Origin of the sequence: Azospirillum sp. INR13 (assembly GCF_015390205.1) — a bacterium.
Classification (GTDB): Bacteria; Pseudomonadota; Alphaproteobacteria; order Azospirillales; family Azospirillaceae; genus Azospirillum.
In genome coordinates, this window is the sequence record NZ_VUOI01000025.1 from 1 (window position 1) to 23521 (window position 23521).

General features: G+C 68.5%; 27 protein-coding genes and 1 riboswitch. Of the genes, 8 read left to right on the forward strand and 19 right to left on the reverse strand.

Annotated elements, in window-relative coordinates:
* Positions 1–115 precede the first annotated feature (115 nt).
* From F1643_RS25000 to greB, 5 genes are all read left to right on the forward strand, one after another.
* A complete protein-coding gene (locus tag F1643_RS25000) occupies positions 116–220 on the forward strand; it encodes a hypothetical protein (RefSeq protein ID WP_370540654.1) in 105 nt (34 codons plus the stop codon).
* A gap of 10 nt (positions 221–230) precedes the next feature.
* A complete protein-coding gene (locus F1643_RS25005) occupies positions 231–548 on the forward strand; it encodes a hypothetical protein (RefSeq protein WP_370540655.1) in 318 nt (105 codons plus the stop codon).
* On the forward strand, positions 496–1053 hold the full coding sequence (locus tag F1643_RS23595) for a hypothetical protein (RefSeq protein WP_194914336.1): 558 nt from the start codon (positions 496–498) through the stop codon (positions 1051–1053). Before F1643_RS25005 ends, F1643_RS23595 begins: the two co-directional genes overlap by 53 nt.
* Positions 1050–1595, forward strand: a complete 546-nt coding sequence (locus F1643_RS23600; protein ID WP_194914337.1) for a hypothetical protein — start codon at positions 1050–1052, stop codon at positions 1593–1595. The genes F1643_RS23595 and F1643_RS23600 overlap by 4 nt, the downstream gene beginning before the upstream one ends.
* Positions 1596–1695: 100 nt before the next feature.
* Positions 1696–2256 carry a transcription elongation factor GreB gene (gene greB, locus F1643_RS16590; protein ID WP_194914338.1) on the forward strand — a complete coding sequence of 187 codons (561 nt, stop codon included), beginning with the start codon at positions 1696–1698 and terminating at the stop codon, positions 2254–2256.
* A 110-nt stretch (positions 2257–2366) separates the two neighbouring features.
* On the opposite strand, the gene thiC is transcribed toward greB, so the two are convergent.
* The 15 genes from thiC to ffh all read right to left on the reverse strand — a co-directional run bounded on the left by thiC (position 2367) and on the right by ffh (position 15345).
* A complete protein-coding gene (gene thiC, locus F1643_RS16595) occupies positions 2367–4124 on the reverse strand; it encodes a phosphomethylpyrimidine synthase ThiC (RefSeq protein ID WP_194914339.1) in 1758 nt (585 codons plus the stop codon).
* 120 nt (positions 4125–4244) lie between these two features.
* Positions 4245–4378, reverse strand: a riboswitch (TPP riboswitch).
* A 92-nt stretch (positions 4379–4470) separates the two neighbouring features.
* Positions 4471–5454, reverse strand: coding sequence for a magnesium transporter CorA family protein (locus F1643_RS16600; RefSeq protein ID WP_194914341.1), 984 nt, complete (start codon positions 5452–5454; stop codon positions 4471–4473).
* A 42-nt stretch (positions 5455–5496) separates the two neighbouring features.
* The gene (locus tag F1643_RS16605; protein WP_194914343.1) at positions 5497–5796 is read right to left on the reverse strand and encodes a hypothetical protein; all 300 of its coding nucleotides are present in this window, start codon (positions 5794–5796) and stop codon (positions 5497–5499) included.
* A 19-nt stretch (positions 5797–5815) separates the two neighbouring features.
* Positions 5816–6715, reverse strand: coding sequence for an acetylglutamate kinase (gene argB / locus F1643_RS16610; RefSeq protein ID WP_194914345.1), 900 nt, complete (start codon positions 6713–6715; stop codon positions 5816–5818).
* A gap of 82 nt (positions 6716–6797) precedes the next feature.
* Positions 6798–8090 carry a cation:proton antiporter gene (locus F1643_RS16615; RefSeq protein WP_194914347.1) on the reverse strand — a complete coding sequence of 431 codons (1293 nt, stop codon included), beginning with the start codon at positions 8088–8090 and terminating at the stop codon, positions 6798–6800.
* A 15-nt stretch (positions 8091–8105) separates the two neighbouring features.
* The gene (yihA, locus tag F1643_RS16620) at positions 8106–8789 is read right to left on the reverse strand and encodes a ribosome biogenesis GTP-binding protein YihA/YsxC (RefSeq protein ID WP_194914349.1); all 684 of its coding nucleotides are present in this window, start codon (positions 8787–8789) and stop codon (positions 8106–8108) included.
* A 114-nt stretch (positions 8790–8903) separates the two neighbouring features.
* On the reverse strand, positions 8904–10631 hold the full coding sequence (gene yidC, locus F1643_RS16625; protein WP_194914351.1) for a membrane protein insertase YidC: 1728 nt from the start codon (positions 10629–10631) through the stop codon (positions 8904–8906).
* 54 nt (positions 10632–10685) lie between these two features.
* Positions 10686–11012 carry a membrane protein insertion efficiency factor YidD gene (gene yidD, locus F1643_RS16630; protein ID WP_149225550.1) on the reverse strand — a complete coding sequence of 109 codons (327 nt, stop codon included), beginning with the start codon at positions 11010–11012 and terminating at the stop codon, positions 10686–10688.
* Positions 11013–11027: 15 nt separating this feature from the next.
* The gene (gene rnpA / locus F1643_RS16635) at positions 11028–11417 is read right to left on the reverse strand and encodes a ribonuclease P protein component (RefSeq protein WP_194914352.1); all 390 of its coding nucleotides are present in this window, start codon (positions 11415–11417) and stop codon (positions 11028–11030) included.
* A gap of 8 nt (positions 11418–11425) precedes the next feature.
* Complete coding sequence (gene rpmH / locus F1643_RS16640) at positions 11426–11560, reverse strand: 50S ribosomal protein L34 (RefSeq protein WP_012973146.1); 135 nt, start codon at positions 11558–11560, stop codon at positions 11426–11428.
* 101 nt (positions 11561–11661) lie between these two features.
* The gene (gene rplS, locus F1643_RS16645) at positions 11662–12057 is read right to left on the reverse strand and encodes a 50S ribosomal protein L19 (RefSeq protein WP_109150133.1); all 396 of its coding nucleotides are present in this window, start codon (positions 12055–12057) and stop codon (positions 11662–11664) included.
* A gap of 41 nt (positions 12058–12098) precedes the next feature.
* Positions 12099–12845: a tRNA (guanosine(37)-N1)-methyltransferase TrmD gene (gene trmD, locus F1643_RS16650; protein ID WP_370540656.1), complete on the reverse strand. Its 747-nt coding sequence runs from the start codon at positions 12843–12845 to the stop codon at positions 12099–12101.
* A gap of 59 nt (positions 12846–12904) precedes the next feature.
* A complete protein-coding gene (gene rimM, locus F1643_RS16655; protein ID WP_194914354.1) occupies positions 12905–13474 on the reverse strand; it encodes a ribosome maturation factor RimM in 570 nt (189 codons plus the stop codon).
* Between the two features lie 67 nt (positions 13475–13541).
* Entirely contained in the window at positions 13542–13898 is a 357-nt protein-coding gene (gene rpsP, locus F1643_RS16660) for a 30S ribosomal protein S16 (protein WP_063633821.1), read from the reverse strand.
* Positions 13899–13959: 61 nt separating this feature from the next.
* Positions 13960–15345, reverse strand: a complete 1386-nt coding sequence (gene ffh, locus F1643_RS16665; protein WP_194914382.1) for a signal recognition particle protein — start codon at positions 15343–15345, stop codon at positions 13960–13962.
* A 333-nt stretch (positions 15346–15678) separates the two neighbouring features.
* Here ffh and F1643_RS16670 point away from each other — a divergent pair, with 333 nt between their 5' ends.
* Entirely contained in the window at positions 15679–17031 is a 1353-nt protein-coding gene (locus tag F1643_RS16670; RefSeq protein WP_194914355.1) for a pentapeptide repeat-containing protein, read from the forward strand.
* Between the two features lie 7 nt (positions 17032–17038).
* Here F1643_RS16670 and F1643_RS16675 read toward each other — a convergent pair whose 3' ends face one another.
* The 4 genes from F1643_RS16675 to F1643_RS16690 all read right to left on the reverse strand — a co-directional run bounded on the left by F1643_RS16675 (position 17039) and on the right by F1643_RS16690 (position 21537).
* Complete coding sequence (locus tag F1643_RS16675; RefSeq protein WP_255542909.1) at positions 17039–17710, reverse strand: hypothetical protein; 672 nt, start codon at positions 17708–17710, stop codon at positions 17039–17041.
* A gap of 106 nt (positions 17711–17816) precedes the next feature.
* Positions 17817–18449: a hypothetical protein gene (locus F1643_RS16680; RefSeq protein ID WP_194914356.1), complete on the reverse strand. Its 633-nt coding sequence runs from the start codon at positions 18447–18449 to the stop codon at positions 17817–17819.
* Between the two features lie 29 nt (positions 18450–18478).
* Positions 18479–19807, reverse strand: a complete 1329-nt coding sequence (locus tag F1643_RS16685) for a DUF2336 domain-containing protein (RefSeq protein ID WP_194914357.1) — start codon at positions 19805–19807, stop codon at positions 18479–18481.
* Positions 19804–21537, reverse strand: coding sequence for a diguanylate cyclase domain-containing protein (locus F1643_RS16690; RefSeq protein ID WP_194914360.1), 1734 nt, complete (start codon positions 21535–21537; stop codon positions 19804–19806). Before F1643_RS16690 ends, F1643_RS16685 begins: the two co-directional genes overlap by 4 nt.
* A 220-nt stretch (positions 21538–21757) precedes the next feature.
* Between F1643_RS16690 and F1643_RS16695 the strand changes: the two genes are divergently transcribed.
* Both F1643_RS16695 and dapD read left to right on the forward strand, forming a co-directional pair.
* Positions 21758–22477, forward strand: coding sequence for a pyrimidine 5'-nucleotidase (locus F1643_RS16695; RefSeq protein ID WP_194914361.1), 720 nt, complete (start codon positions 21758–21760; stop codon positions 22475–22477).
* 108 nt (positions 22478–22585) lie between these two features.
* The gene (gene dapD, locus F1643_RS16700) at positions 22586–23428 is read left to right on the forward strand and encodes a 2,3,4,5-tetrahydropyridine-2,6-dicarboxylate N-succinyltransferase (RefSeq protein WP_194914384.1); all 843 of its coding nucleotides are present in this window, start codon (positions 22586–22588) and stop codon (positions 23426–23428) included.
* Positions 23429–23521 lie beyond the last annotated feature (93 nt).

The window sequence follows — 23521 nt, forward strand, 5'->3', positions numbered from 1 at the left end:
GAGCTGTCGCGCCAGCGTCTGCGCCCGTCGCTGCTGGAGACCAACTTCGAGCGCTGCCCGCACTGCTCGGGCACCGGCCGTCGTCCGTTCGGTCGAATCCGCCTCGCTGCACGTCCTGCGCGCCATCGAGGAAGAGGGCATCCGCAAGCGGTCGGCGGAGATCACCATCTTACGTCCCGACCTCCATCGCGCTCTACATCCTCAACCAGAAGCGCGGTGAGCTGGCCAAGATCGAGGAGCGTCACAGCTTCCACGTCATGGTCCAGGCCGACGACGGCCTGATCGCCCCGGACCACCGTCTGGAGCGCAACAAGGCCCGCCTGCCCGACGAAGACGGTCCGCTGGTCAGCGCCGACCGCGTCATGGCCGAGACCGATCGTGCGCTCGCCGCCGAGCCGGTCGTCGAGCCGGTCGAGGAGGAGGTCGACGTCGAGACCGCCCAGGCCGAGGAGGCCGGCGAGCGCGCCGAGGCCAACGGCGCCAGTGGCGATGGCAATGGCGAGGATCGCCCGCCGCCGCCGCCGCCGCCGCCGTGGCCGGGGCCGTGACCGCGAGGAAGGCCGCGTCGAAGGCGACACCGCCGGTACGGGCGAAGACGCCGAGGAGTCCGACGAGACGGGCGACGAGTCCGCCGAGACCGGCCTGCCGGTTGCCGCCGAGGCCATTCCCGGCGCTGCCATCTCCGAGCCGGCCGAAGACGACGACTCGGATGAGGAGGACGGCGAGGGCGAGGGCGAGGGCGAGGGCGAGGGCGACGAGGAGACCGGCGCCGACGCCGGCGATCGCAACGGCGATGGCCGCAAGAAGCGTCGCCGCGGCAAGCGCGGTGGTCGCCGCCGGTCCCGCCGCGAAGGTGCGGAAGGGCTGGAGGGCGGCGAGGAGACCGCTGCCGACCAGTCGCCTGCCGCTCCGGCCGAAGCCGCTCCTGTCCAGGCGCCCGCACAGTCTCCGCCGAGGCGTCCGACCTCGACTGGATCCTGGCCGGCGAGAGCGCTCCGGCACACGACGCGGAAGAGGCTCCGGTTCCGGTGCCTGCGACCGAGCCGCCGGTGACCGCTCCGGCCCCGGCCGAAGCAGCCGCCGAGAGGGCTCCGGCCAAGAAGGCATCCCGCAAGCGCAAGGCCGCCGCCGAAGCCCCGGTCGAGGCCGCTCCGGCGGTCGCCGAAGCGCCGGCCAAGAAGGCGTCCCGCAAGCGCAAGGCCGCTGCCGAAGCACCGGCCGAAGCCGCTCCGGCGGTTGCCGAAGCACCGGCCAAGAAGGCGTCGCGCAAGCGCAAGGCCGTTGCCGAGGCTCCGGTGGAGGCCGCTCCCGCTGCCGCGCCTGTGGTCGCCGAAGCGCCGGCCAAGGGCCGCAAGCGCAAGGCCGCCGCGGCGGAAGCACCGGCTGAGGTCGCGACCGACACGGCCTCCGGCCAAGAAGGCGTCGCGCAAGCGCAAGGCCGCTGCCGAAGCTCCGGCCGAAGCCGCTCCCGCCGCCGCTCCGGCAGCGCCCGAACCGGCTCCGGCAGCCGCTTCGGAACCTGCTGCAGCTCCTGCTGCGGCCGGCGACAACGGCGATGCCTCGACAAGCCGCGCCGCGGCTGGTGGAAGCGGTAAGCCGCACGGCCAGTTGGGACCTCTGGAAAAGGAAAAGGCGCCGCGAGGCGCCTTTTCCTTTTCCCGGACGTTATCTCCCTGCCACAGGACAGGTCGGACCATGAGCAAGGCCTTCACCCGCGAGAACGACACGCCCCCCGAAAGCGAACTCGACGATCTCGACGATCCGGCACCGCTTCCGCAGGGCTTCAAGAACTACATGACGCCGCCCGGCTTCCAGCGCATGCAGGAAGAACTGCGCCACCTGCTGCGGGTGGAGCGGCCGAAGGTGGTGGAGGTGGTTTCCTGGGCCGCCGGCAACGGCGACCGGTCGGAGAACGGCGATTATCTCTATGGCAAGAAACGCCTGCGCGAGATCGACCGTCGCATCCGCTTCCTGAACAAGCGCTTGGAATCGGCGGTGGTGGTCAATCCACAGGACCAGAAGAACCGCGAACAGGTCTTCTTCGGAGCCACCGTCACCTATGCCCGCGAGGACGGATCCGAGAACACGATCACGATAGTCGGCGCCGACGAGGTCGATCCCGACCGCGGTCATGTCAGCTGGATTTCCCCCATCGCCCGCGCGCTGCTGAAAGCCCGCGAAGGCGATCTGGTGGATGTCCGCACCCCGGCAGGGATGGAGCAGGTGGAGGTGCTGGAGATCAGGTATGCGGGGTGAGTGGGGGCGTTGATGCCCACTCCCCATCCCTCTCCCGCCTTCGGCAGGAGAGGGGGTAGGAGCTTTGCCTGAGTACGGCGGCGGCCCCCTCTCCCTCGAAGAGGGGAGGGTTAGGGAGGGGGCATCACTGCCGAGACTTCACTCACTCCGCCGGCTGGTAAATCTCCCCGCCCGACCTCGCGGAACTTCTGCGACATCTCGGCCATGCCAGACTCCGCGGCGTCGCGGATTTCCTGCGTGATCTTCATCGAACAGAATTTCGGTCCGCACATCGAACAGAAATGCGCGGTCTTGGCCCCTTCGGCCGGCAGGGTCTCGTCGTGGTAGGCCATCGCCGTCTCGGGATCGAGCGACAGGGCGAACTGGTCGCGCCAGCGGAAGGAGAATCGGGCCCGAGACATGGCGTCGTCGCGCAGTCGCGCCGCCGGGTGGCCCTTGGCGAGGTCGGCGGCATGGGCGGCAATCTTGTAGGCGATGACGCCGGCCTTCACGTCGTCACGGTCGGGCAGGCCCAGATGCTCCTTCGGCGTGACGTAGCAGAGCATCGCCGTGCCGAACCAGCCGATCATCGCCGCACCGATGGCGCTGGTGATGTGGTCGTAGCCCGGTGCGATGTCGGTCACCAGCGGCCCCAGCGTGTAGAAGGGCGCCTCGCCGCACAGAGCCAGTTGCTTCTCCACATTGTGCTTGATCTTGTGCATGGGCACATGGCCCGGCCCTTCGATCATCACCTGCACGTCACGCGCCCAGGCGATCTTGGTCAGTTCGCCCAGGGTCTCCAGCTCGGCGAACTGAGCGGCATCGTTGGCGTCGGCCTGACTGCCCGGCCGCAACCCGTCGCCCATCGACAGGGCCACGTCATACGTGCGGCAGATTTCGACGATGTCGGCGAAATGATCGTAGAGGAAACTCTCGCGGTGATGCGCCAGGCACCATTTGGCGATGATCGAGCCGCCGCGCGAAACGATGCCGGTCACCCGCTTGGCAGTCAGCGGAATATGGGCCAGCCGCAGGCCGGCATGGATGGTGAAGTAATCGACGCCCTGCTCCGCCTGTTCGATCAACGTGTCGCGGAACAGTTCCCAGGTCAGGTCCTCGGCCCTGCCTTTCACCTTCTCAAGAGCCTGATAGATCGGCACCGTCCCGATGGGAACCGGGGAGTTGCGCAGGATCCATTCGCGGGTCTGGTGGATGTCGGCACCGGTGGACAGGTCCATCACCGTGTCCGCTCCCCAGCGGATCGCCCAGACCATCTTCTCCACCTCCTCCTCGATCGAGGAGGTCACGGCGGAGTTGCCGATGTTGGCGTTGATCTTGGTCAGGAAGTTCCGGCCGATGATCATCGGCTCCGACTCGGAGTGGTTGACGTTGGAGGGGATGATCGCCCGCCCGCGCGCCACCTCGTCGCGAACGAATTCCGGGGTGATGAAGTCGGGAATCCCGGCTCCGAAATCCTCGCCGTCTCGGACTGATTCCAGCGCCGCAGCGCGGCCGATATTCTCGCGAACGGCGATGTATTCCATCTCCGCGGTGACGATGCCGGCGCGGGCATAGGCCATCTGCGTGACGGCCCCGCCACCCTTGGCGCGCAGCACGCCGCTGTCGGTGGTCTCCACATCGCCCCGGGCCAGGATCCAGTCGCGGCGGTGCTTGGCCAGACCGGCCCGCACGTCGATCGCCACGGCCTCGTCGGTGTAGGGTCCGGAGGCGTCAAAGACGGTCAGCGGCGGCTCGCCGCCCGACAGCGCGATCTCGCGCATGGCGACGCGCAGGTCGGGAAAACGCGTGCCCGGCACATGGATTTTCCGCGACGACGGCAGCGGGCCGGTCGAAATGCGGATGGCGGATTCGTTGAGGTCCTTAGGCATTGGGTTTCTCCGTCGGAGTTGGGCGGACAAACCCGGGACTGCGGACGGAGGTGCGGTGTCTTCGTGCGGGCCGTTTCCCGATATGGCGGGCGTCGCTACGGCCGGACGGGGGCCTTTGCGGCCCGTCACGAGGTCCCTCCCTTCGCCGGTATGACCCGGATCAGGTTCGAAGGGTCACCACGCTGCCGGAGACGCTTGGCGCCGTCCGGCCGTTGGTATCTCAGCCCCCTGTCGGGACCCCCCTGGAATGCGCCCATCCTGCCGGGACGGACGGACCCTGTCAAAAGGAAAGAACCGCGGACGATCAGCAGTTCGTACTGTCAAGCCGTTCTGTATGGATGCAGCGTCACATCCAACGTTTCAGACGGACATAGATCATCGGCAGCAGCGCCGACAGCAGCATCAGCCCCAGGGCGCTGGGATAGCCGAAAAGCGAGTCGGTTCCCGGCATCTCCTCGAAGTTCATGCCGCCGATGCTGGCGACCAGGGTCGGCGGAAACAGCAGGACCGTCAGGACCGAGACGATCTTGACGATCTCGTTCTGCTCCACGTTGATCTGGCCCAGCGCCGTGTCCAGCGCCAACGCGACCTTTCCCGACAGGAAACGGGCATACTGGTCGAGCCCCCGCAGATCCTGCAGCGTCGTCTTGGCCCAGCGCCGCGTCGCCTTGCCAGGGTTCCAGCCGTCGCCGCGCGCCAGGAAATCGGTCATGCGCGACAGGCTGGCCAGGCTGATGCGGGCCTTGCCGATCAGGTGGCCGGCATGGCCGATGCGCTTGAGCGTCTGGGCATCGTCCAGCGTTTCGCCGCGCGAGCGCAGCTTGCGCCCGCGGAAGAAGCGGCGGTTCAGCACGTCCAGCTCCACCCCGGTCCGCCGCAGAACGGCGGAGGTGCGGTCGACCATCCCGTCCACCAGCGCCGCCAGAACCAGTTCGCCACGGGTGGCGGACACCTGCCCATGGGTGGCGCGGCGGCGGAAGGCAAGCAGTGCCTGCGGATCGATGTCGTGGATGGTGACCAGCCGGCGCCCGGCCAGCACGAAGCTGACGGTGGCGATGCGCGGCTCGTCGGTGTCGGCCCAGACCAGGGCGGTGACGGTCATGGTCAGGGCACCACCGGCGATACGCAGGCGGCTCGACTCCTCGATCTCCGCCATCTGCTCGCGGGTGGGCAGGCTGGTGCCGATCAGCGCCTCCGCCCGCGCCAAGTCCTCGGCGGTCGGGTTGATCAGATCCAGCCAGACGGTAGCCTCCGGCAGCGGCCCCACCTCGTCCGCGGCCTCCCTGGCCCAGCGCAGCAGACCGCCGTCATTGACGAAGACATGCAGCAAGGCTGTGCTCCTTGCGTGGGTTCGAGACGGCGGGTGGAGCGCCTACGTCATCCGGCCGCCGCGTCTTGGCTTCTCGGGCGGTTTAACCGGCGGGGGTGACTTCGCCTCGGTGCCGAGGTCCAGCGTCTCCCCCTCCGCCTTCAGCGCCTGTTCCAGCTTGCGGCGGAAGGCACCGCCATCCCGCTTGGCATCCAGGAAATGGCCGACCGCCTCCTTGGCGGAGTCGCTGTCGTAGGGGACCTTGCCCAACGCCGCCAATTTGGCGCGCTCCACCAGCTTCGGGTCCATCCGGTCGCGGATGGCCTTCATCTGGCGGAGCAGGTCCTTGCGCAGGTCGGTCATCGCCCCCCCTTGAACAGCGTCAGGCCTTGCCGATCAGGGTGCCGGCGCCCCCTTCGGTGAAGATCTCCAGCAGCAGCGCATGCGGCACGCGGCCATCCAGGATAACAGCGGCGTCGACTCCCTGCTCCACCGCGCCGATGCAGGTCTCGATCTTCGGGATCATGCCGCCGGACGCGGTGCCGTCGGCGATGGCCTTGTGGGCATCCTCCAGCGACATCTTCTCGATCAGCTTCTTTTCCTTGTCGAGGACGCCGGCGACGTCCGTCAGCAGGAAGAAGCGCGCCGCCTTCACCGCCGCCGCGACCGCACCGGCCGCCGTGTCGGCGTTGATGTTGTAGGTGTCGCCATTGACGTCGAAGCCGACCGGTGCGATCACCGGGATGATGTCCGACTGCGCCAAAGCATGCAGGATCTGCGGGTTGACCTTGTACGGCTCGCCGACGAAGCCGAGGTCCAGCACCCGCTCGATGTTGCTGTCGGGGTCGCGCTGCACGCGCTCCAGACGGCGGGCGGTGATCAGGTTGCTGTCCTTGCCCGACAGGCCGACGGCACGGCCGCCGGCGCCGTTGATGGCGGCGACGATCTGCTTGTTGATGGAGCCGGCCAGCACCATCTCGACCACCTCGACCGTCTCCTTGTCGGTGACGCGCAGGCCGTCGATGAAGCTGGACTTGATCTTCAGCCGCTCCAGCATCTGGCCGATCTGCGGGCCGCCGCCGTGGACGACCACCGGGTTGATGCCGACCTGCTTCAGCAGGACGATGTCGCGCGCGAACAGCTCCGCCAGGCTGGCGTCGCCCATGGCGTGGCCGCCGTACTTGATGACGAAGGTGCTCCCGGCATAGCGGCGCATGTAGGGCAGCGCTTCGGACAGGGTACGGGCCTTGGCGAGCCACTCGTCACGGGTGGGAGTCTGCACGGGAGGATGCCCTTTGTCGGGGTGGACGGTCGGGCTTCTTTAACGGAAAGGCCGGCCGGTTGCCTAGGGGTCAATTTAACGGTCACATACCCCCGTGCCGGCCGGCTGCGGCCGATGCCCTGCCGGCCGGGCCCCACCATCCGGCCAGCCGGGTCATCGGCTGGGTCAGCGCGGTCACCGCCACCGCCATCAGCACCATGGCCGAGAAGCAGGCGCCGGACAGCACCCCCGCCTCCAGCAGGACGGTCAGCACGATCACCTCCATCAGGCCCTTGCAGGGCATCAGCGTGCCCAGCCGAAGGGCGTCCGGCCAACTTTCCCCGCTCAGGCGCGCGGGCAAGGTCGTGCCGGCCATCTTGCCGACGAGCGTCGCCAGGGTTGCAAGTGCGAAGACCGTCCACTGCGCCGGATCGTCCAGCGTCAGGTTCACCTTCAGCCCGGTCAGCGTGAAGAAGAAGGGCAGCAGGATCAGGGTGGAGAAATGCTCCAGCCGGTCGAGGATCGCGGCGGCGTAGCGGCGCGGCATGGCGGTTCCGGCGACGAAGGCGCCCAGGATGTAATGCAGCCCGATCAGTTCCGTCACCGCGGCTGAGGACAGCAGTGCCGCGCAGGTCACCACCACCGCAGTGTCCCCCATCCGGCCATCGGGGGCCACCCGCTCCAGCAGGCGGTCCAGCAGCGGACGCACGACCAGGACGGTCATCCCGACATAGGCGAATCCCAGCATTCCCACCCAGGCGACCGCCCAGCCGCCGCCACCACCGGACAGGCCATCCGCCGACGCCCAGGCCAGCACGGCGGTGATCAGCAGCCACAGCAGCGCATCGTTCACCGCCGCATAGCCCAACGCCAACCGCCCGACCCGGTCGCCCAGCAAATCCATCTCGCGCAGGATGGCACCCAGCACCGGCAAGGCGGTGACGCCGACGCAGATGCCGAAGCCGGCGGCGAACAGACCCGGCGTGGCGTGCGGTCCCGTCATGCCGGGAAAGGCGCCGGCCAGCCACCAGCCCAAGGCTCCGCCCATCAGCGTCGGCACGATCATGCTGGACAGCGCCACCGTGGCGAAGGCGCCACCCCGCCCGCGGAAATCGGCAGGGTCGAGGTGCAGCCCGGTCAGGAAGGCGAAAAAGACGACGGCCATCAGCGCAAGGCCCGACAGCGGCGCCAGGGCGGCCGGCGCGAACAGCACGCCCCACAGTTCCGGCACCAGTTGGCCGAGCAGCGACGGCCCCAGCGCCACGCCGAACAGGATCTGGATCACCACCATCGGGGCGATGTGGCGCCCGCCGCCGAGCCGCCACAGCAGGAACGGCCCGGCGATCAGCAGCAGGGCCTGCATCAGGAACAGCAGCGCGGGAGAGAGGCCACCCATCGCCGTCTCTCCGTGCTATTCGGCGGCCAGAGCGAGCGCCGCGAGGCTGGCGCGCAGTTCGGCGATGCCGGTGCCCTTCTCGGAACTGGTGACGTGGATGTCGGGGAAGGCGGCGGGGTGCTTCTTCAGTCCCGCCTGGGTGTCGCGGCGGATCCTGTCCAACTCCGCCGGCTTCACCTTGTCCGCCTTGGTCAGCACGACGACATAGGGCACCGCAGTGCGGTCCAGCATGTCCATGATTTCATGGTCGTTGGGCTTCAGCCCATGGCGCGAATCGATCAGCACCAGCGCGCGCCGCAACGTCACCCGCCCGCGCAGGAAGCGGCGGACCATGTCGTTCCACGCCTCCACCTTCTCCTTCGATTCCTTGGCATAGCCGTAACCGGGCATGTCCACCAGCTTCAGCCGGTTGCCGAGGTTGAAGAAGTTGAGCTGCTGCGTGCGCCCCGGCGTGTTGGAGGTGCGGGCCAGGGTCTTGCGCCCGGTCAGCGCGTTCACCAGGCTCGATTTGCCCACATTCGACCGCCCGGCGAAGGCGACCTCCGGCAGATCGGCCTCCGGCAGCTGGTTCAGCGCGTTGGCGCCCCAGACGAAGTCGCACTCCTTGGCGAACAGCAACCGCCCGGCCTCCAGCGCGGCCTCGTCGAAGCCGGCAACGATGCTGGGGGTGTTGGGGGTCGGCGTGTCGGGGGTGGTCATGGCAGGCGCTTTCGTTGGTACGGGCTCAAAAACATACCGCCGGCAAAGTCCCGTCAAGGGTCTTTGCCGGCGGCAGGTCTCGGACGATGGGCAGAGCGAGCTGCGATCCGGGAATCAGACCTTCACGCCCATGCGACGCATGATGGTCCACTGCTGGGCGACCGACAGCAGGTTGTTCCAGGCCCAGTAGATCACCAGACCGGCCGGGAAGCCGGCAAGCATGAAGGTGAAGACGATGGGCAGGAACTGGAACACCTTCTGCTGGATCGGGTCCGGCGGGGCCGGGTTCATCTTCTGCTGCAGCCACATGGTGACGCCCATGATCAGCGGCCAGGCACCGAGATGCAGCATGGCGGGGGGATCCCAGGGGATCAGGCCGAACAGGTTGAAGATGGTCGTCGGATCGGGCGAGGACAGGTCGTGGATCCAGCCGAAGAAGGGCGCGTGCCGCATCTCGATGGTCACGAACAGAACCTTGTAGAGCGCGAAGAACACCGGGATCTGGATCAGGATCGGCAGACAGCCCGACACAGGCGAGACCTTCTCGCGCTTGTACATGGCCATCAGTTCCTGGTTCATGCGCGCCTGATCGTCGCTGAACTTCTCGCGCAGCTCCTGCATCTTCGGCTGCAGGGCCTTCATCTTGCTCATCGCCTGGTAGGACTTGTTGGCGAGCGGGAAGAAGACGGCCTTGACGCAGACGGTCAGCAGCAGGATGGCGAGGCCGAAGTTGCCCAGCACCTGCCCGAAGAAGTCGAGCGCGTAGAAGAAGGGCTTGGTCAGGAAGTAGAACCAGCCGAAGTCGATCGCCAGATCGAAATTCTTGATGTTCAGCTTTTCGGAATAGGCGTCCAGCAGCTTGACCTGCTTGGCGCCGGCGAACAGGCGGCCGGTGGTCTCGGCCGAGGCACCGGGCGCCACGGTGACCGGATCGCCCATGAAGTCGGCCTGATAGCGGTCGGCATTGGCGACGGTGCTGTGGACGAAGCGCGCGGTGACCTTCTGCGCCGGGTCGGGGATGACCGACACCAGCCAGTACTTGTCGGTGATGCCGAGCCAGCCGCCGGTGGTCTCGATCGGCTCGGTGCCCTTCTTGCGCAGGTCGTCGTAGGACCGCTCGGTCAGCGTGCCGTTGAAGACGCCCAGCGGGCCTTCATGCAGGATGTAGTAGCCCGAGGTCTGCGGCGTGCCGGTGCGCGACACCAGGCTGTAGGGCAGCAGGGTGACCGGGTTGGCGCCGGTGTTGCGGACCGTCTGCGTCACCGTGAACATGAAGTCCGGATCGACGGCGATCTTGCGCTCGAACACCAGGCCCTGGCCGTTGTCCCAGGTCAGCGTCAGCGGCTTTTCCGGGGTCAGCGCGGTGCCGTCGGCGGTCCAGCGGGTCGTCGCGGTCGGCGCGGCAATGCCGGCGCCCTGCGGGACCCAGCCGAATTCGGCGTAATAGGCGGCGGGCGTGCCGGCCGGGGCCAGCAGCACGATCTCCGGGCTCTTGGGGTCCGGGGTCTCGTGGTACTGGGCAAGCGTCAGGTCGTCGATGCGGCCGCCGACGAGGTTGACGGAGCCGTGCAGGGCCGGCGTGTCGATCTTCACGCGGGCGCCGGCCGCCAACTGCTCGGCGAGCAGCGCGGGCCGGTCCTTCGCGACCTCTGCCGTTGCGGGGGGCTGCTGGGCGGGCACGCCGGGGGCCGGCACCGGCACCGACTGCTCCGTCTGGGCGGCCTGCTGGGCGGCGAGTTGCTTCTGCTGCTCCACCCGCGGCTTTTCGTAGAAATACTGGAAGCCCAGAAGGATGGCGATCGACAGGGCAATCGCGATGATGAGGTTGCGTTGGTCGGTCATGGCGTCCCGGTTGCCGTGGGGCCTTTGAAGAAGGTCGGCGTGTGCGCGGCCTTGTTACGGGTTTTCGCCGGGCTGGGCAACCGCCGCATGCCCTTTTTCCGGCAAGCCGCAGCGATGGGGCGGCGATGCCCCCGGCGGCAGGGGATCGGGCACGGGATCCCAGCCGGACCCACCCCAGGGATGGCAACGCCCGAGCCGGCGCAACGTCAGCCATCCCCCCCGGATGGCGCCGTGCTTTTCCAGCGATTCGATGGCGTAGCAGGAGCAGGTCGGCTGGAAACGGCAATGCCAGCCCACGAAGGGCGACAAGGTCCAGCGATAGAGATAGACGAGCGCGCGGAGAAGATGCGCGAGTGGGCTGAGGCCGGCGATGCGAAACATGACGTCGCGGGCCCCCTACCCTTCCGCCTCGCGCCACAGGCCGAGGCGTTTCAGCCCGGCCGTCAGGTCGCCGAGCAGATCGGTCCACGGCCGCTCGGCCGTGTCGCCGCGCGCGACCAGGACGAAGTCATGGCCCGGTGCGGCATGGATGGGCAGTATCTGCCGCGCTGCCTCACGCAAACGGCGGCGGGCGCGATTGCGCACCACCGCGTTGCCGACCTTGCGGCTCGCCGTCAGTCCGAGACGGATCGGCGGACCGCCATCGTCGGCGGGCCGCTGCTTGTCGTCGTGCCGGCGCACCTGGAGGATCAGGCCGGGAGCCACGTGCTTGCGCCGTGTCCCGGCCACGGCCAGAAATTCCGGCCGCCGCATCAGGCGCCCGACCTTGTGGTCCGGCGCCGCCATCGCGGGGATCAGGCGCTCAGAACCTTGCGGCCGCGGGCGCGGCGACGGGCGATGACCTTGCGGCCGCCGACGGTGGCCATACGGGCGCGGAAGCCATGGCGACGCTTACGCACGATTTTGGAGGGCTGGAACGTGCGCTTCATGGCGCCTACTCCTTAAGCTTTGCTGATGGTGACGGGACGAAGGCGCCCAGCCGCAGGGCCGGGCGCCGAACCTATGAACCTGGAACGAACCGGTGGGCGCCTTACTCGGCAGCCCGGCGGCCGTTGACCATGCCGCGGCCGGTGGTGCGCTCGGCGATGCGGGCGGCCTTGCCGCGCAGATCGCGCAGATAGTACAGCTTGGCGCGACGGACGGCGCCCTTGCGGACCAGCTCGATCGAGTCGATGCGCGGGGAGTACAGCGGGAACACGCGCTCCACGCCCTCGCCGTAGCTGATCTTGCGAACGGTGAAGGAGCTGTTCACACCGGCGTTCTTGCGGGCGATGACGACGCCCTCATAGGCCTGGACGCGCTCGCGCGTGCCTTCGACGACCTTCACGTTCACACGGACGGTATCGCCCGAGGAGAACTCCGGGATCGTCTTGCCGCCGAGGGCCTTCTCGATCTGCTCCTGCTCGAGCTGCTGCAACAGGTTCATAGCACTACCCCTTTTCTATCGGCGCGCCTCGCGGCGGACCGTCACTCCGGTTTCGGGTCGCGCCGGCGAGCCTGCCGCCGACCCTTGTTCGTAACAGTTGCTGCCGGGCGGCTCGCCTGGTAGAGCGACCACAGGTCCGGCCGTCGGGCCTCCGTGATCTTCTCCGCCTCGGCCAGCCGCCAGGCCTTGACCTTTCCGTGGTGACCGGAGAGCAGAACCTCCGGCACCGCGCGCTCCACACCCTGTCCGTCGGTCCAGACCGCCGGCCGGGTGTAGTGGGGGTATTCGAGCAACCCCCGTTCGAAACTCTCTTCCCCCGCCGTCTCCACGTTGCCCATGACGCCGGGGAGCAAGCGCACCACGGCATCCATCAGGCTCAGAGCGGCGAGTTCCCCGCCGGACAGCACGAAATCCCCGAGGCTGACCTCTTCGAGGCCGTGCGCATCGAGGACCCGCTGGTCCACCCCTTCGTACCGGCCGCAGAGCAGCGTCACCACCGGGGTGGCGGCCAGCTCCTTGACCAGTTCCTGGTCCAGCACCCGTCCGCGAGGCGACAGATAGATCGCCCGGCCGCGTCCCGGTGCCCCCACAGGTCCCGCCGTCGCGGTCAAAGCCGCGTCCAGCACGTCGGGCCGCATGACCATGCCGGCCCCTCCGCCGAAGGGGGTGTCGTCGACGGAGCGGTGTTTATCGCGCGCGAACGAGCGAATGTCCACCGATTCCAGCGCCCAGACTCCATTTTCCAACGCCTTGCCGGCCAGCGAGTGGCCGAGCGGCCCCGGAAACATTTCCGGGAACAGCGTCAGAACCTTGGCGGTCCAGACCCGCGGGCCTTCGGCGCCGTGATTCACGGCCCCTCGCTCCCGCGTCCGTCTTCATCCCTCTCTTCCGCCTCGTCCTCGGAGCCCTCGCGGGCTTCGATCACGGCCGGAAGATCGACGACGATGCGTCCGCCCCGGACATCCACCACCGGCACGCAGGCCTTGGAGAAGGGAAGCATCTCCAGCGGCCCGCCGGCGGTCCGGACTTCGAGCACGTCGCCGGCTCCGAAATCGTAGATCGCCTTCACCGTGCCGTAGAGGCTTCCGTCGGCGAGTTCCGCACGCAGGCCGATCAGGTCGGCGTGGTAGAACTCGTCCTCGTCCTCCGTCGACGGCAGGGCGCCGCGGTCCACGTAGAGCCGCACACCGGCCAGCGCCTGCGCCTGTTCCCGGCTCGTCACCCCGTCGACCTTGGCCAGGAAGTTGTCCTTGACCATGCCTTGGAGCGTCACCGTGAAGCGGCGGGCGCCGGCTTCGTCCGACAGCGGGCCGTAGGCCATGATGTCGGCGGGTTCGGCAGTGAAGCTGCGCAGCTTCACCAGCCCCCGCACGCCGTGCGATCCCGCGAACTGGCCGACACAGATTTTGGCGGTCATCGAAGGAGCACCCGGCACGTCGTCACGACCTCGACCCTGCGGGCCAAGAGGCCCACCTTCACCCTTGTCAGCCCTCGGCGGCAGCCGCGGCGGCGGCGGCCTCGGCCTTCAGACGCTCCTGCGCCTTGGCCTTCGGAGCCGACTTCTTCGGGGTCTCGCGGACGGCGGGCTTCTCGACCAGGCCGGCATTGGCCAGGAAGTGCACCACGCGGTCCGTCGGCTGAGCGCCGACCGACAGCCAATGCTTGGCGCGCTCGGCGTTCAGGATGATGCGCTGCTCGTGCTCGCGCGGCAGCATCGGGTTGTAGGTGCCGATCTTCTCGATGAAGCGGCCGTCACGCGGGCTGCGGGCGTCCGCGATGACGATCGAGTAGAACGGACGCTTCTTCGCACCACCGCGAGCCAGACGAATCTTCAGAGCCATTGGTCGAAACTTTCTCTTCTCAAGTCAAACAGGTATCAGGTGATTTCGAAAGGCGGTCAGGTCACCCGAAGGGACCCTTCCCGCCGAAGCCGCCGAGTCCCTTCGGCAGCAGATTGCCCAGGCCGCCGCGCAGCATCCCCTTCTTCCCAAGCTTCTGCACCTGCTTCATCATTCCGCGCATGGTCTCGAACTGCTTCAGCAGCTTGTTGACCTCCTGCACCGAAGTGCCGGAACCGGCGGCGATGCGCTTGCGGCGCGAAGCCTTGATGATGTCGGGGTTCTTGCGTTCCGCCTTGGTCATCGAGGAGATGATCGCCTCCTGGCGCTTGATCATCCCGTCGTCGACGTTGGCGTCCTTCAGCTGGTCCTTGATCTTGCCGATGCCCGGCAGCATCCCCATCAGGCCGGACATGCCGCCCATCTTGCGGAGCTGCTTCAGCTGCATCGCCATGTCGTCGAGGTCGAAGCCCTGGCCCTTCTCCATCTTGCGGGCGAGCTTTTCGGCCTCGTCCTTGTCGATGGTCTCGACGGCCTTCTCCACCAGCGACACCACGTCGCCCATGCCGAGGATTCGGCCGGCGATGCGGTCGGGGTGGAAGGGCTCCAGCGCGTCGATCTTTTCGCCGACGCCCAGCAGCTTGATCGGCTTGCCGGTGATCTGGCGCATCGACAGGGCCGCACCGCCGCGCGCATCGCCGTCGATACGGGTCAGCACGATGCCGGTGATGCCGACCTTGTCGTTGAAATTGGTGGCGACGGTGACGGCGTCCTGACCGGTCATCGCATCGGCGACCAACAGCGTTTCCGCCGGCCTGGTCGCGTCGCGGACGGCCGCGACCTCCGCCATCAGTTCCTCGTCGATGGCGAGGCGGCCGGCGGTGTCGAGCATGACGACGTCGTAGCCTTCGAGACGGCCGGTCTCGATGGCGCGTTTGGCAATGGCGACCGGGTCCTGGCCCGGCACGATGGGCAGCGTGGCGACGCCGGTCTGCTCGCCCAGAACCTTCAGCTGCTCCTGCGCGGCTGGACGGCGGACGTCCAGCGAGGCCATCAGGACCTTCTTGCGGTCCTTCGTCTTCAGGCGGAGCGCGATCTTGGCGGTGCTGGTGGTCTTGCCCGAGCCCTGCAGGCCGACCATCAGGATCGGCACCGGGGCGGCGGCGTTCAGGTTGATGTCGGCGCCTCCACCCAGCATCTCCACGAGGTTGTCGTGGACGACCTTGATGACCTGCTGGCCGGGGGTGACGGACTTCAGCACCTCCTGGCCGACGGCGCGTTCCTTCACCTGGGCGACGAACTGCTTGACGACGGGCAGAGCGACGTCAGCCTCCAGCAACGCCACGCGAACTTCGCGCAGTGCTGCGGAGACGTCCTCTTCGGTCAGCGCGCCACGGCGGCGCAGCTTGTCGAAGATGTCGCCCAGGCGTCCGGTCAGGCCTTCGAACATGCGATACTCGTTCCCCAGTTCCGGGTCCAGCGTCAGAGCCGCCACCCGCACAAGCACGAAAGCGCCAGTGCGCGAACCTCGCGGACTGGCGGAGATACCCGGCATTGGGCCGGGGTACCCGGTCTATCGACTTGGCGGAAGACAGGTCGGCGGACCATAGAGAAGCCGGCTTGGAGAGTCAACCACCAGAAGGACGTCTCTGCCTTCGGCCGAAGGTCGCCCTTGCCGCCGGGTGGTTATCCGTCCGACACTTGTCACAAATCTTCGCACCTTAACGAATTTTTGGCGACTCTTTCGGATTATGAGTAACCAAATAGAGAAGGTATCCCGGCGATGTCGTCCGCCCAGGGCTTTGGTTCCAACAGCCCGCGAACCAAGCTGACCCAGAGCCAGCTCAACGCGATCCTGTTGCGGCACCAGGCTTTCCGCAAGAGCCAGCCGGGCGGCGTGCGCGCCAATCTGAAGATGCGCGACCTGTCGCATCTCGACCTCTCGGGCATAGACCTGTCGGACGCCGACCTGTCGGGCGCCAAGCTGTTCAGCGCGCGCCTGACCGGCGCCAACCTTGCCAACGCCAACCTCTATGCGGCCGACCTGCGGCTGGCCAACCTGGAGAAGGCCGACATGCGCCGGGCCGACCTGCGCGGCGCCTGCCTGCGCGGCGCCGTGTTGAGCGAAGCCACATTGGTCGAGGTCGACCTACGCGACGGCACCCTGCTGCATTACGATTCCAGCGGGGAGATGTTCTCCAACAAGTATGAGGACAGCGTCCTTACGTCGGAGCTGACGGCGGCGACCATTCGCGGCGCCGACCTGTCGCGGGCGAAGATCGCCAACGCCTTCGTCATGCAGACCGACCTGACCGACGCCATCCTGCGCGGCACGAAGTTCATGCGCGCCAACCTGACCGGCTCCAACCTGACCGGTTGCGACCTGACCGACGCCGACCTGACGGAGGCGAACCTGTCGGGTGCCCGGTTGTCGGGAGCGGTGATGACGGGCTGCGCCATCAATCGCACCAATTTCAGCGGCGCCACCCTCATCGGTGCCATCCTGGACGCGGCCCAGCTGCGCTCGCCCAACATCCAGGCGGCGGTTCTGGCGAAGACGCTGGAAAATCCGGACGACGACCTGCGCGACATCCTGGTGGAGCATCTGTCCTGGATCGACAGCGGCGGCAAGGCCGGCAAGCGCGCCGACCTGTCGGCGCTCGACCTGTCGGGGCGGAAGCTGGACGGCATCAACCTGTCCGCGGCCATCCTGCAATGCATCGCGCTGCGCGGCGCCACGCTGACCGGTGCGGCGATGGCGATAGCCGACCTGTCGCTGGCCGACCTGCGCAAGGCCGACCTGTCGAACGCCGACCTGCGCGGGGTGAATTTCGAGCGGGCGACCCTGACCGGCGCCAATCTGACCGGCGTCCAGCTCGGCCCCGTCCATATCCAGACCATGAGCGGCCACATCTGGCGCGCCAACCTGCAGCGCGCCCGGCTTGGTATGGCGCTGCTGTGCAAGGCTGACCTGCGCAAGGCCAACCTGGCCGGCGCCAATCTGGCGGGTGCGGACCTGACCGGGGCCGATCTGAGCGAAGCCGACCTGACCGGGGCCGACCTGACCGGCGCGGTCCTTGACGGCGCCACGCTGGACCAGGCGATCGTCGAGGAGGCGATCGGACTGCAGGGCTGAGGTCAGTTCACGCCGAAGGCCCGCCGCGCTTCGCCATCCAGTCGCCGGAACCGTAGACGCTGCGGACATGGTGGACCAGCAGGTTGCGGGCGTCGATCAACTGGCCCATCCGCTCGCGGCAGGCGACGATCCCGGTATCCGGGTGGTAGACCGGCGCCAATTCGCGAAAACGCCGCCGCACCTGATCCTCGTCGAAACACCATTCGTTGACGAAGCCGAACAGTTGGGCCGCGTCACGCACCTCGGTGATGCGGCCGTCCAGCGGCTGGAAGGACAGGCGCTGCAGCGCATGGGCCAGCGTCTTGTTGCGGTATCCCAGCGTCTCGACCGCGGCTTCCAGCCGGCGGACGTCCTCGCCCGGCAGGATGCGGGCGCCGGGATCGGCCAGCGCCAGCGCCGCGGCCAGTGCCTTGCGGATCACGGCGTCGGACGCGGCATCGCACGGGGCGGCGCCCCCCACCTCCAGCACCGCCTGCCCGCCGGCATCTTGCGGGCCGGGGTCGACGGCGCCCTCCGGAGCCAGCAGCAGGGCGGCAGTGGCCAGCACCGGCACCCCGACCCCGCGCATCGCCGCCAGTTCCAGCACGGCGGCACGGAAACGGACGCCGCAGGGCACGGTGCGCCCGGAGGCGGCTGGGGGACTGGAGTCTTCCGGTGCGTTCATCGCCGGTGCGGTCATCGTCAGCGCCAACACATGGTGGAAGCGGGCGCGAGTCTACGCAACGGCTGGAAATCCCGCAATCGCGCGGATGGACGCGGCGGGACGGGGTGGTTCCTTTTCCGCCTCAGCGGAGCGTCGTGGCACCCGGCTTGGCCGGCAACCTGTTCAGCAGGTCGTCGATATAGGCTGTCTCGTCCTTGCCGGACATGGCGGCAAAGCCCTTCAGCATCTGGCTGCCGAAGGTGAAGACGCTGGCGAGGTCGATTCGCCATGCCCCGCCTTCGCGCACGAAGTCGGCGGGGACCAGCGCCGGCCGGTTGTCGACCATCAGCAGGCCCGACGCCCGGTCACCCTTCACCCGCACCGGCCCCAGCGCACTGCGGGAGATGACGTTGGGTCCGAGCCAGCCGGCCTTCAGCGCATGGTTGGCGATGTCGCCGACCGACATGCGGCGCAGGTCCGACGGGCCGAGATAGCGGCGCAGCCCCATGGCGGCGAAACGCTCCGCCGGCTCCAGCCTCTGCAGCGGCGCCTCGCCGGGCTGGCGGGCGGCGTCGCGCACCGACTCCAGCGTCTTGACCGAATTGCGGGTGAGCAGCGGAATCACCGCAGACCCGCGCTTTTCGACCAGCGCGGTTCGGGCGGCATCGAAGGTGGCGGCGACCGCCCGCTCCTCCGGCGTTTCGCGCGGCGGGGCGGCGAAGCTGGTGGATGCTGCGATCAGGATGACGAAAAAGGCGAGGAAAGCGACACGCATACCAGAAGAACCGGATAGGGAACGGAACGTCACGCCTTCGCCTCGACGCCGAAGAACTCGAGCTGCCAGCGCATCTCTTCATCGGTCATCGGATAGTGCGTGCCGTCGCGAGCATTAAGCGCCGTTTTCGGCGGAATTTGGGCGAGCCGCAATTGGACCTGCCGGGCGAAGCGCATGGTGAGACCGGCGCGCCAAACCAGGGCGGTGACTGCGCGCGGCGCATGGGTGGCGACGATGCGGTCCACCACCGCCAACTCGATCTGCGACAGTTCCGCCAGCGCCGCCATGACGAAGCCGCGGTCGCCCTCCACCATCGATCCTTCGATCAGCTTCTCGGTCAGCTTGCCTTCCTTGTTCAGGCGTGCCGCCTTGTCGCTGGGGCGTTCCACCGGCTTTTCCGGTCCGGCGGCGGCACTGCCGACCGCCTCCTCGCCGAAATCCACGGGGCCGAGCGGCAGGCCGGGCGCGGCGCCGGCCGCCTGCCCCACCCGCTGGCGCACCGCCTCCACCAGACCGCGCGCCGCGGCGGGGTCGAGGTCGTCGCGGTCCTGCAGGACCTTCAGCAGATTGTCGGCGACGAAGCTGGCCAGACGCGCCACCGCGCGCGCCGGAAGCCGCGGACGGCGGACCAGCGGCGAATGCCAGGGCTCGTGCTGCGGCGCCTGATCGAGGATGCGGTCGAGCGTCTCCTCGCGGATCTGGGCAGACGGGTTGCCGAGCAGCGCCGTCACCGCCGCCTCGTCGTCCGACCGGGCGATGGCGTCGGCGACCGACGCCGTCACGTTCTGCCGGCTGGCGATGGCGGTCATCGCGCCGCGCACCGGCCCCTTCATGATGATGTCGGTCAGATCCTCTTCGGTGAGGATCGGCGAATGTTGCAGGACGGGGCCGCAGACCGACAGTTCCACGTCGCGGGCCAGCCGGTTGATCACGCCGTGCGGGGCGTTGGGCAGATCCTTCAGCGCTTCGGCCAGGATGCCGCGCACCTCCGTCGCCTGATCGCGGGCCAGCGTTTCCAGGCATTCCACGGTCAGCCGCTCGATCTGGATCGCCTGATCGGCCGACAGTTCGGGCAACAGGCGGGCGATCTTCCGCGCCACCGCCTGACGCACCATGACCTCGCGGTCCTTGGCCAGCAGCAGATCGGCCTGACGCGGGGTGCCGGCGTTGGTCGCGATGGCCCGGCGCACCTCCGCCGCGGCGTCGGCGGCAAGGAAATACAAAAGCTCCGGCCGGGTCTTGGGATGCTCGGCGACCTTCCGGCGGACCGCCGGATCCTCGCTCTGCACCATCCGCTTGGCGGATTCGTAGTCGGCGGGATCGAGCGTCTCGGGGCGCTGGGTGGCAGGCGGGGTCACGATGCGGGCTCCGCGGCGGAAACGTCGGAAGATAATTCTACGGAATCGGACGCCTGATAGGCCGGGGCCAGGGCGTAGTGGCCCTTGCCGCTCTTCTTGGCGTCGTACATGGCGGCGTCGGCACGGTCGGTCAACTCCCGCACCGTCTCGCCGCGGCCGGGGGCGTGGACGGCGATGCCGATCGACAGGCCCAGCGGCTTCTCATGACTGGCCGACAGGTGGGCCAGCTCGCGCATGCCCTTCAGCAGCCGTCCGGCGACGATGCGGGCCTTCGCCTCGTCGGTGCGGCCCAGCCACAGGACGAACTCGTCGCCGCCCAGCCGGCCCGGCAGGTCGCCCGGCCGCACCCCGGTGGTCAGCAGCGTGCCGATGGCCTTCAGCACCGTATCGCCCTGCTGGTGACCATGCAGGTCGTTGACCGCCTTGAAGTTGTCGAGGTCGACATAGAGAAGGGCCGACGGGCCGCTGTCCGGCCGCGAGATTGACTCCTCCAGCCGTTCGAAGAAGGTGCGGCGGTTGAACAGACCGGTCAGCCCGTCGCGCTCCGACAGGCGACGCAGCCGCTCCTGGTAGGCGAGATGGGCATGGGCGATGCCGATATGGTCGGCCACGCCCGACATCAGCTGCCGGTCGTCGTCGTCCCACGGTTCGGAATCGCCGGCGCGCCAGACCAGCAGCGCGCCGTTCACCGCCTGCCGGTATTCCGTCCGCTCGCCGATCAGCTGGACGTCACCCAGCCGGTCGGCCACCAGCCCCTCGCCATTCGCGATGCGGTCGAGCAGAGCGGTGCCGACCTCCGGCAGTTCGGCCCCGAATTCCGCCACCAGCGACAGGACGACGCGGTCGCCCTCCCCGCACCCCTCTTCCGCCCGGTAGATGCGGCAGCCGTCGGCGCTGAGCGCCCGCGCCGTCTCGGTCGCGGCCACGGCCAGCGCCTCCGCGGCGTCCAGACGGTCGCGCAGGGTGTGGACGATGTGGCCCAGCAGCCTTTCGCGGTTCCGGATGCGCGCGAGCTCGTTGGAACGCAGCACCTGCTCAGTCACGTCGCGGCAGACGCCGCGGGCGCCGATCCAGTCGCCCTGCGGTCCGAACAGCGGCAGGGCGGAGGCGACGATGCAGGCCGGCGTGCCGTCAGCGCCCTTCAGCCAAAGCTCCGTCTGGTCGACCGGGCGGCGGCAGTCGAAGGGCGTCGGCAGGTCTTCCGTCTCCTCCAGCGCCAGGCTGCGCGGATCGCGGCCGATCAGCGCGTCGGCCGGATATCCCAGGGCGCCCTTGTGGCTGACGAAGACGAAGGTGCCGTCGGGCCCCGTCTCCCACGCGAAGTCGGAGGAGACCTCCACCAGATCCTTGTAGCGGCGGCGCGACTCGGTCAGCGTGTGGCGCAGCTGCCGCTCCAGCGTGTCGTCGCGTCCCAGCAGGAGGAAGCCGCCGTCCGGCAGCGGAACGCCGGCCCATTCGACGATCATGATCCCGCGCAGCGACTCCACCGGCACCGACCGCAGGCCCGGCGCCACGCTGGACGCCGACAGCCAGCCGCGGAGGTCGGGCAGCCAGCGCGGGTCGCTGTCCATCATGTCCTCCGCCTCCGCATTGGCTTCGGCGACGGCCAGGGCCGCATCCAGCCGCAGAGCCGGGCCGGGATACAGCGCGACCAGCGTCACGGGGCCGGACTGGCCGCCGGTGGCGGCGGAAGGGGCGGCGGAGGTACCGGTGGTCAGGAGGAGGTCCACGGCGATCCCAGATGGGCAATCCACGAAGCGGGCGGGGCGAAAAACCTTCGGCTGCAAACCGTTGCAGAGTCCGATCCATGCTACCTCTTTAGGGGTTAATCTTCAATCAACCAACGAGGTGGAGGACTCCGCATTGCCCCGGCCCGCAAATGGGGCGGGTGGCGGCTGCGACCTTGTGAAGCGGCTTGCGGCCGGCCGGCGTCGGCCCCATTCTTCGGGAATGACCGCCCCGACCTCTCCCGCCGCACCGGCGCCCGCCCCCGTCACCAAGCTCCCCTCCGCGCTGCGGGACCGCGCGGTGTGGATCTTCGATCTCGACAACACGCTCTACCCGGCGTCCTGCAACCTGTTCGCCCAGGTCGACCTCCGCATCAACGAGTTCATCGCCGCGCATTTCAACATCGGCATGGACGAGGCCAGGGTGCGGCAGAAGCAGTTCTTCCGCGATTACGGCACAACGCTGCGCGGCCTGATGAGCGAACACGACGTCGATCCGGTGGCCTACATGGACTATGTCCACGACATCGACGTCGCCGGCGTCCAGCCCTCCGCCCTGCTCGCCGACGCGCTCGACCGGCTTCCCGGCCGCAAGATCATCTACACCAACGGCTCGGTCCGCCATGCGGAGAACGTCGCCGGCCGGCTCGGCATCATCGACCGGTTCGAGGCGGTGTTCGACATCACCGCGGCCGGCTATGTGCCGAAGCCCGACCCTCGCCCCTATGCCACCCTGGTGGAGCGCCACGGCGTCGACCCCGCCGACGCCTGCATGGTGGAGGACATCGCCCGCAACCTCGCCCCTGCCCACGCGCTGGGCATGACCACGGTCTGGGTCCGCGGCGAGCAGGAGTACGAGAAGGCCGGCGTCGGCGCCGGGGTCCACATCGACCATACCGTGGACGACCTGCCGTCCTGGCTGGCCGCCGTTGCGGGCGCATAGGGCGCTGTCGCAAACCGGCCATCATCGGCCGCGGGTATGGTTGACAGCGGGCGCGATGCGGCTCCATGGTGCCGTCCCTTGGACAATCGACAGCAGAACGACCGCGCCATGAGCCACGCCAGCCTGCAGGCCACCATCGACGCCGCCTGGGAAAACCGGGCCGATCTCACCACCGCCACCACCGGCCCCGTCCGCGACGCCGTGAACGCGGCGCTCGACGCGCTGGATGCCGGCGACCTGCGCGTCGCGGAGAAGACCGCGGACGGCTGGAAGGTCAACCAGTGGCTGAAGAAGGCGGTGCTGCTGTCGTTCCGCCTGAACGCCAACGAGATGATCCCCGGCGGCCCCGGCGGTTCCTCCTGGTACGACAAGGTGCCGCCGAAGTTCGAGAACTGGAGCGAAGGCCAGTTCCAGAACGCCGGTTTCCGCGCCCTTCCCGGCGCCATCGCCCGCAAGTCGTCCTATGTCGCCCCCGGCGTCATCCTGATGCCCAGCTTCGTCAATGTCGGCGCCTATGTCGACAGCGGCACCATGGTCGACACCTGGGTCACGGTCGGTTCCTGCGCCCAGATCGGCAAGAACGTCCACCTGTCGGGCGGCGTCGGCATCGGCGGCGTGCTGGAGCCGCTGCAGGCCGACCCGGTCATCATCGAGGACAACTGCTTCATCGGCGCGCGTTCGGAGATCGTCGAGGGCGTGATCGTCGAGGAAGGCGCCGTCATCTCCATGGGCTGCTACATCGGCGCCTCGACCAAGATCATCGACCGCCACACCGGCGAGGTCTTCATGGGCCGCGTCCCCGCCTATTCGGTGGTCGTCCCCGGCTCGCTGCCCGGCAAGCCGCTGCCGGACGGCACCCCCGGCCCGAGCCTGTACTGCTGCGTCATCATCAAGCGCGTCGACGAGAAGACCCGGTCGAAGACCGCGATCAACGACCTGCTGCGGGATTGATCCGGCAGCCGCCCCCCGTCACCCCCGCGAAGGCGGGGGTCCAGGCTACGCATCGCAGCATTCCGGCCCCTGCAGCTGGATCCCCGCCTTCGC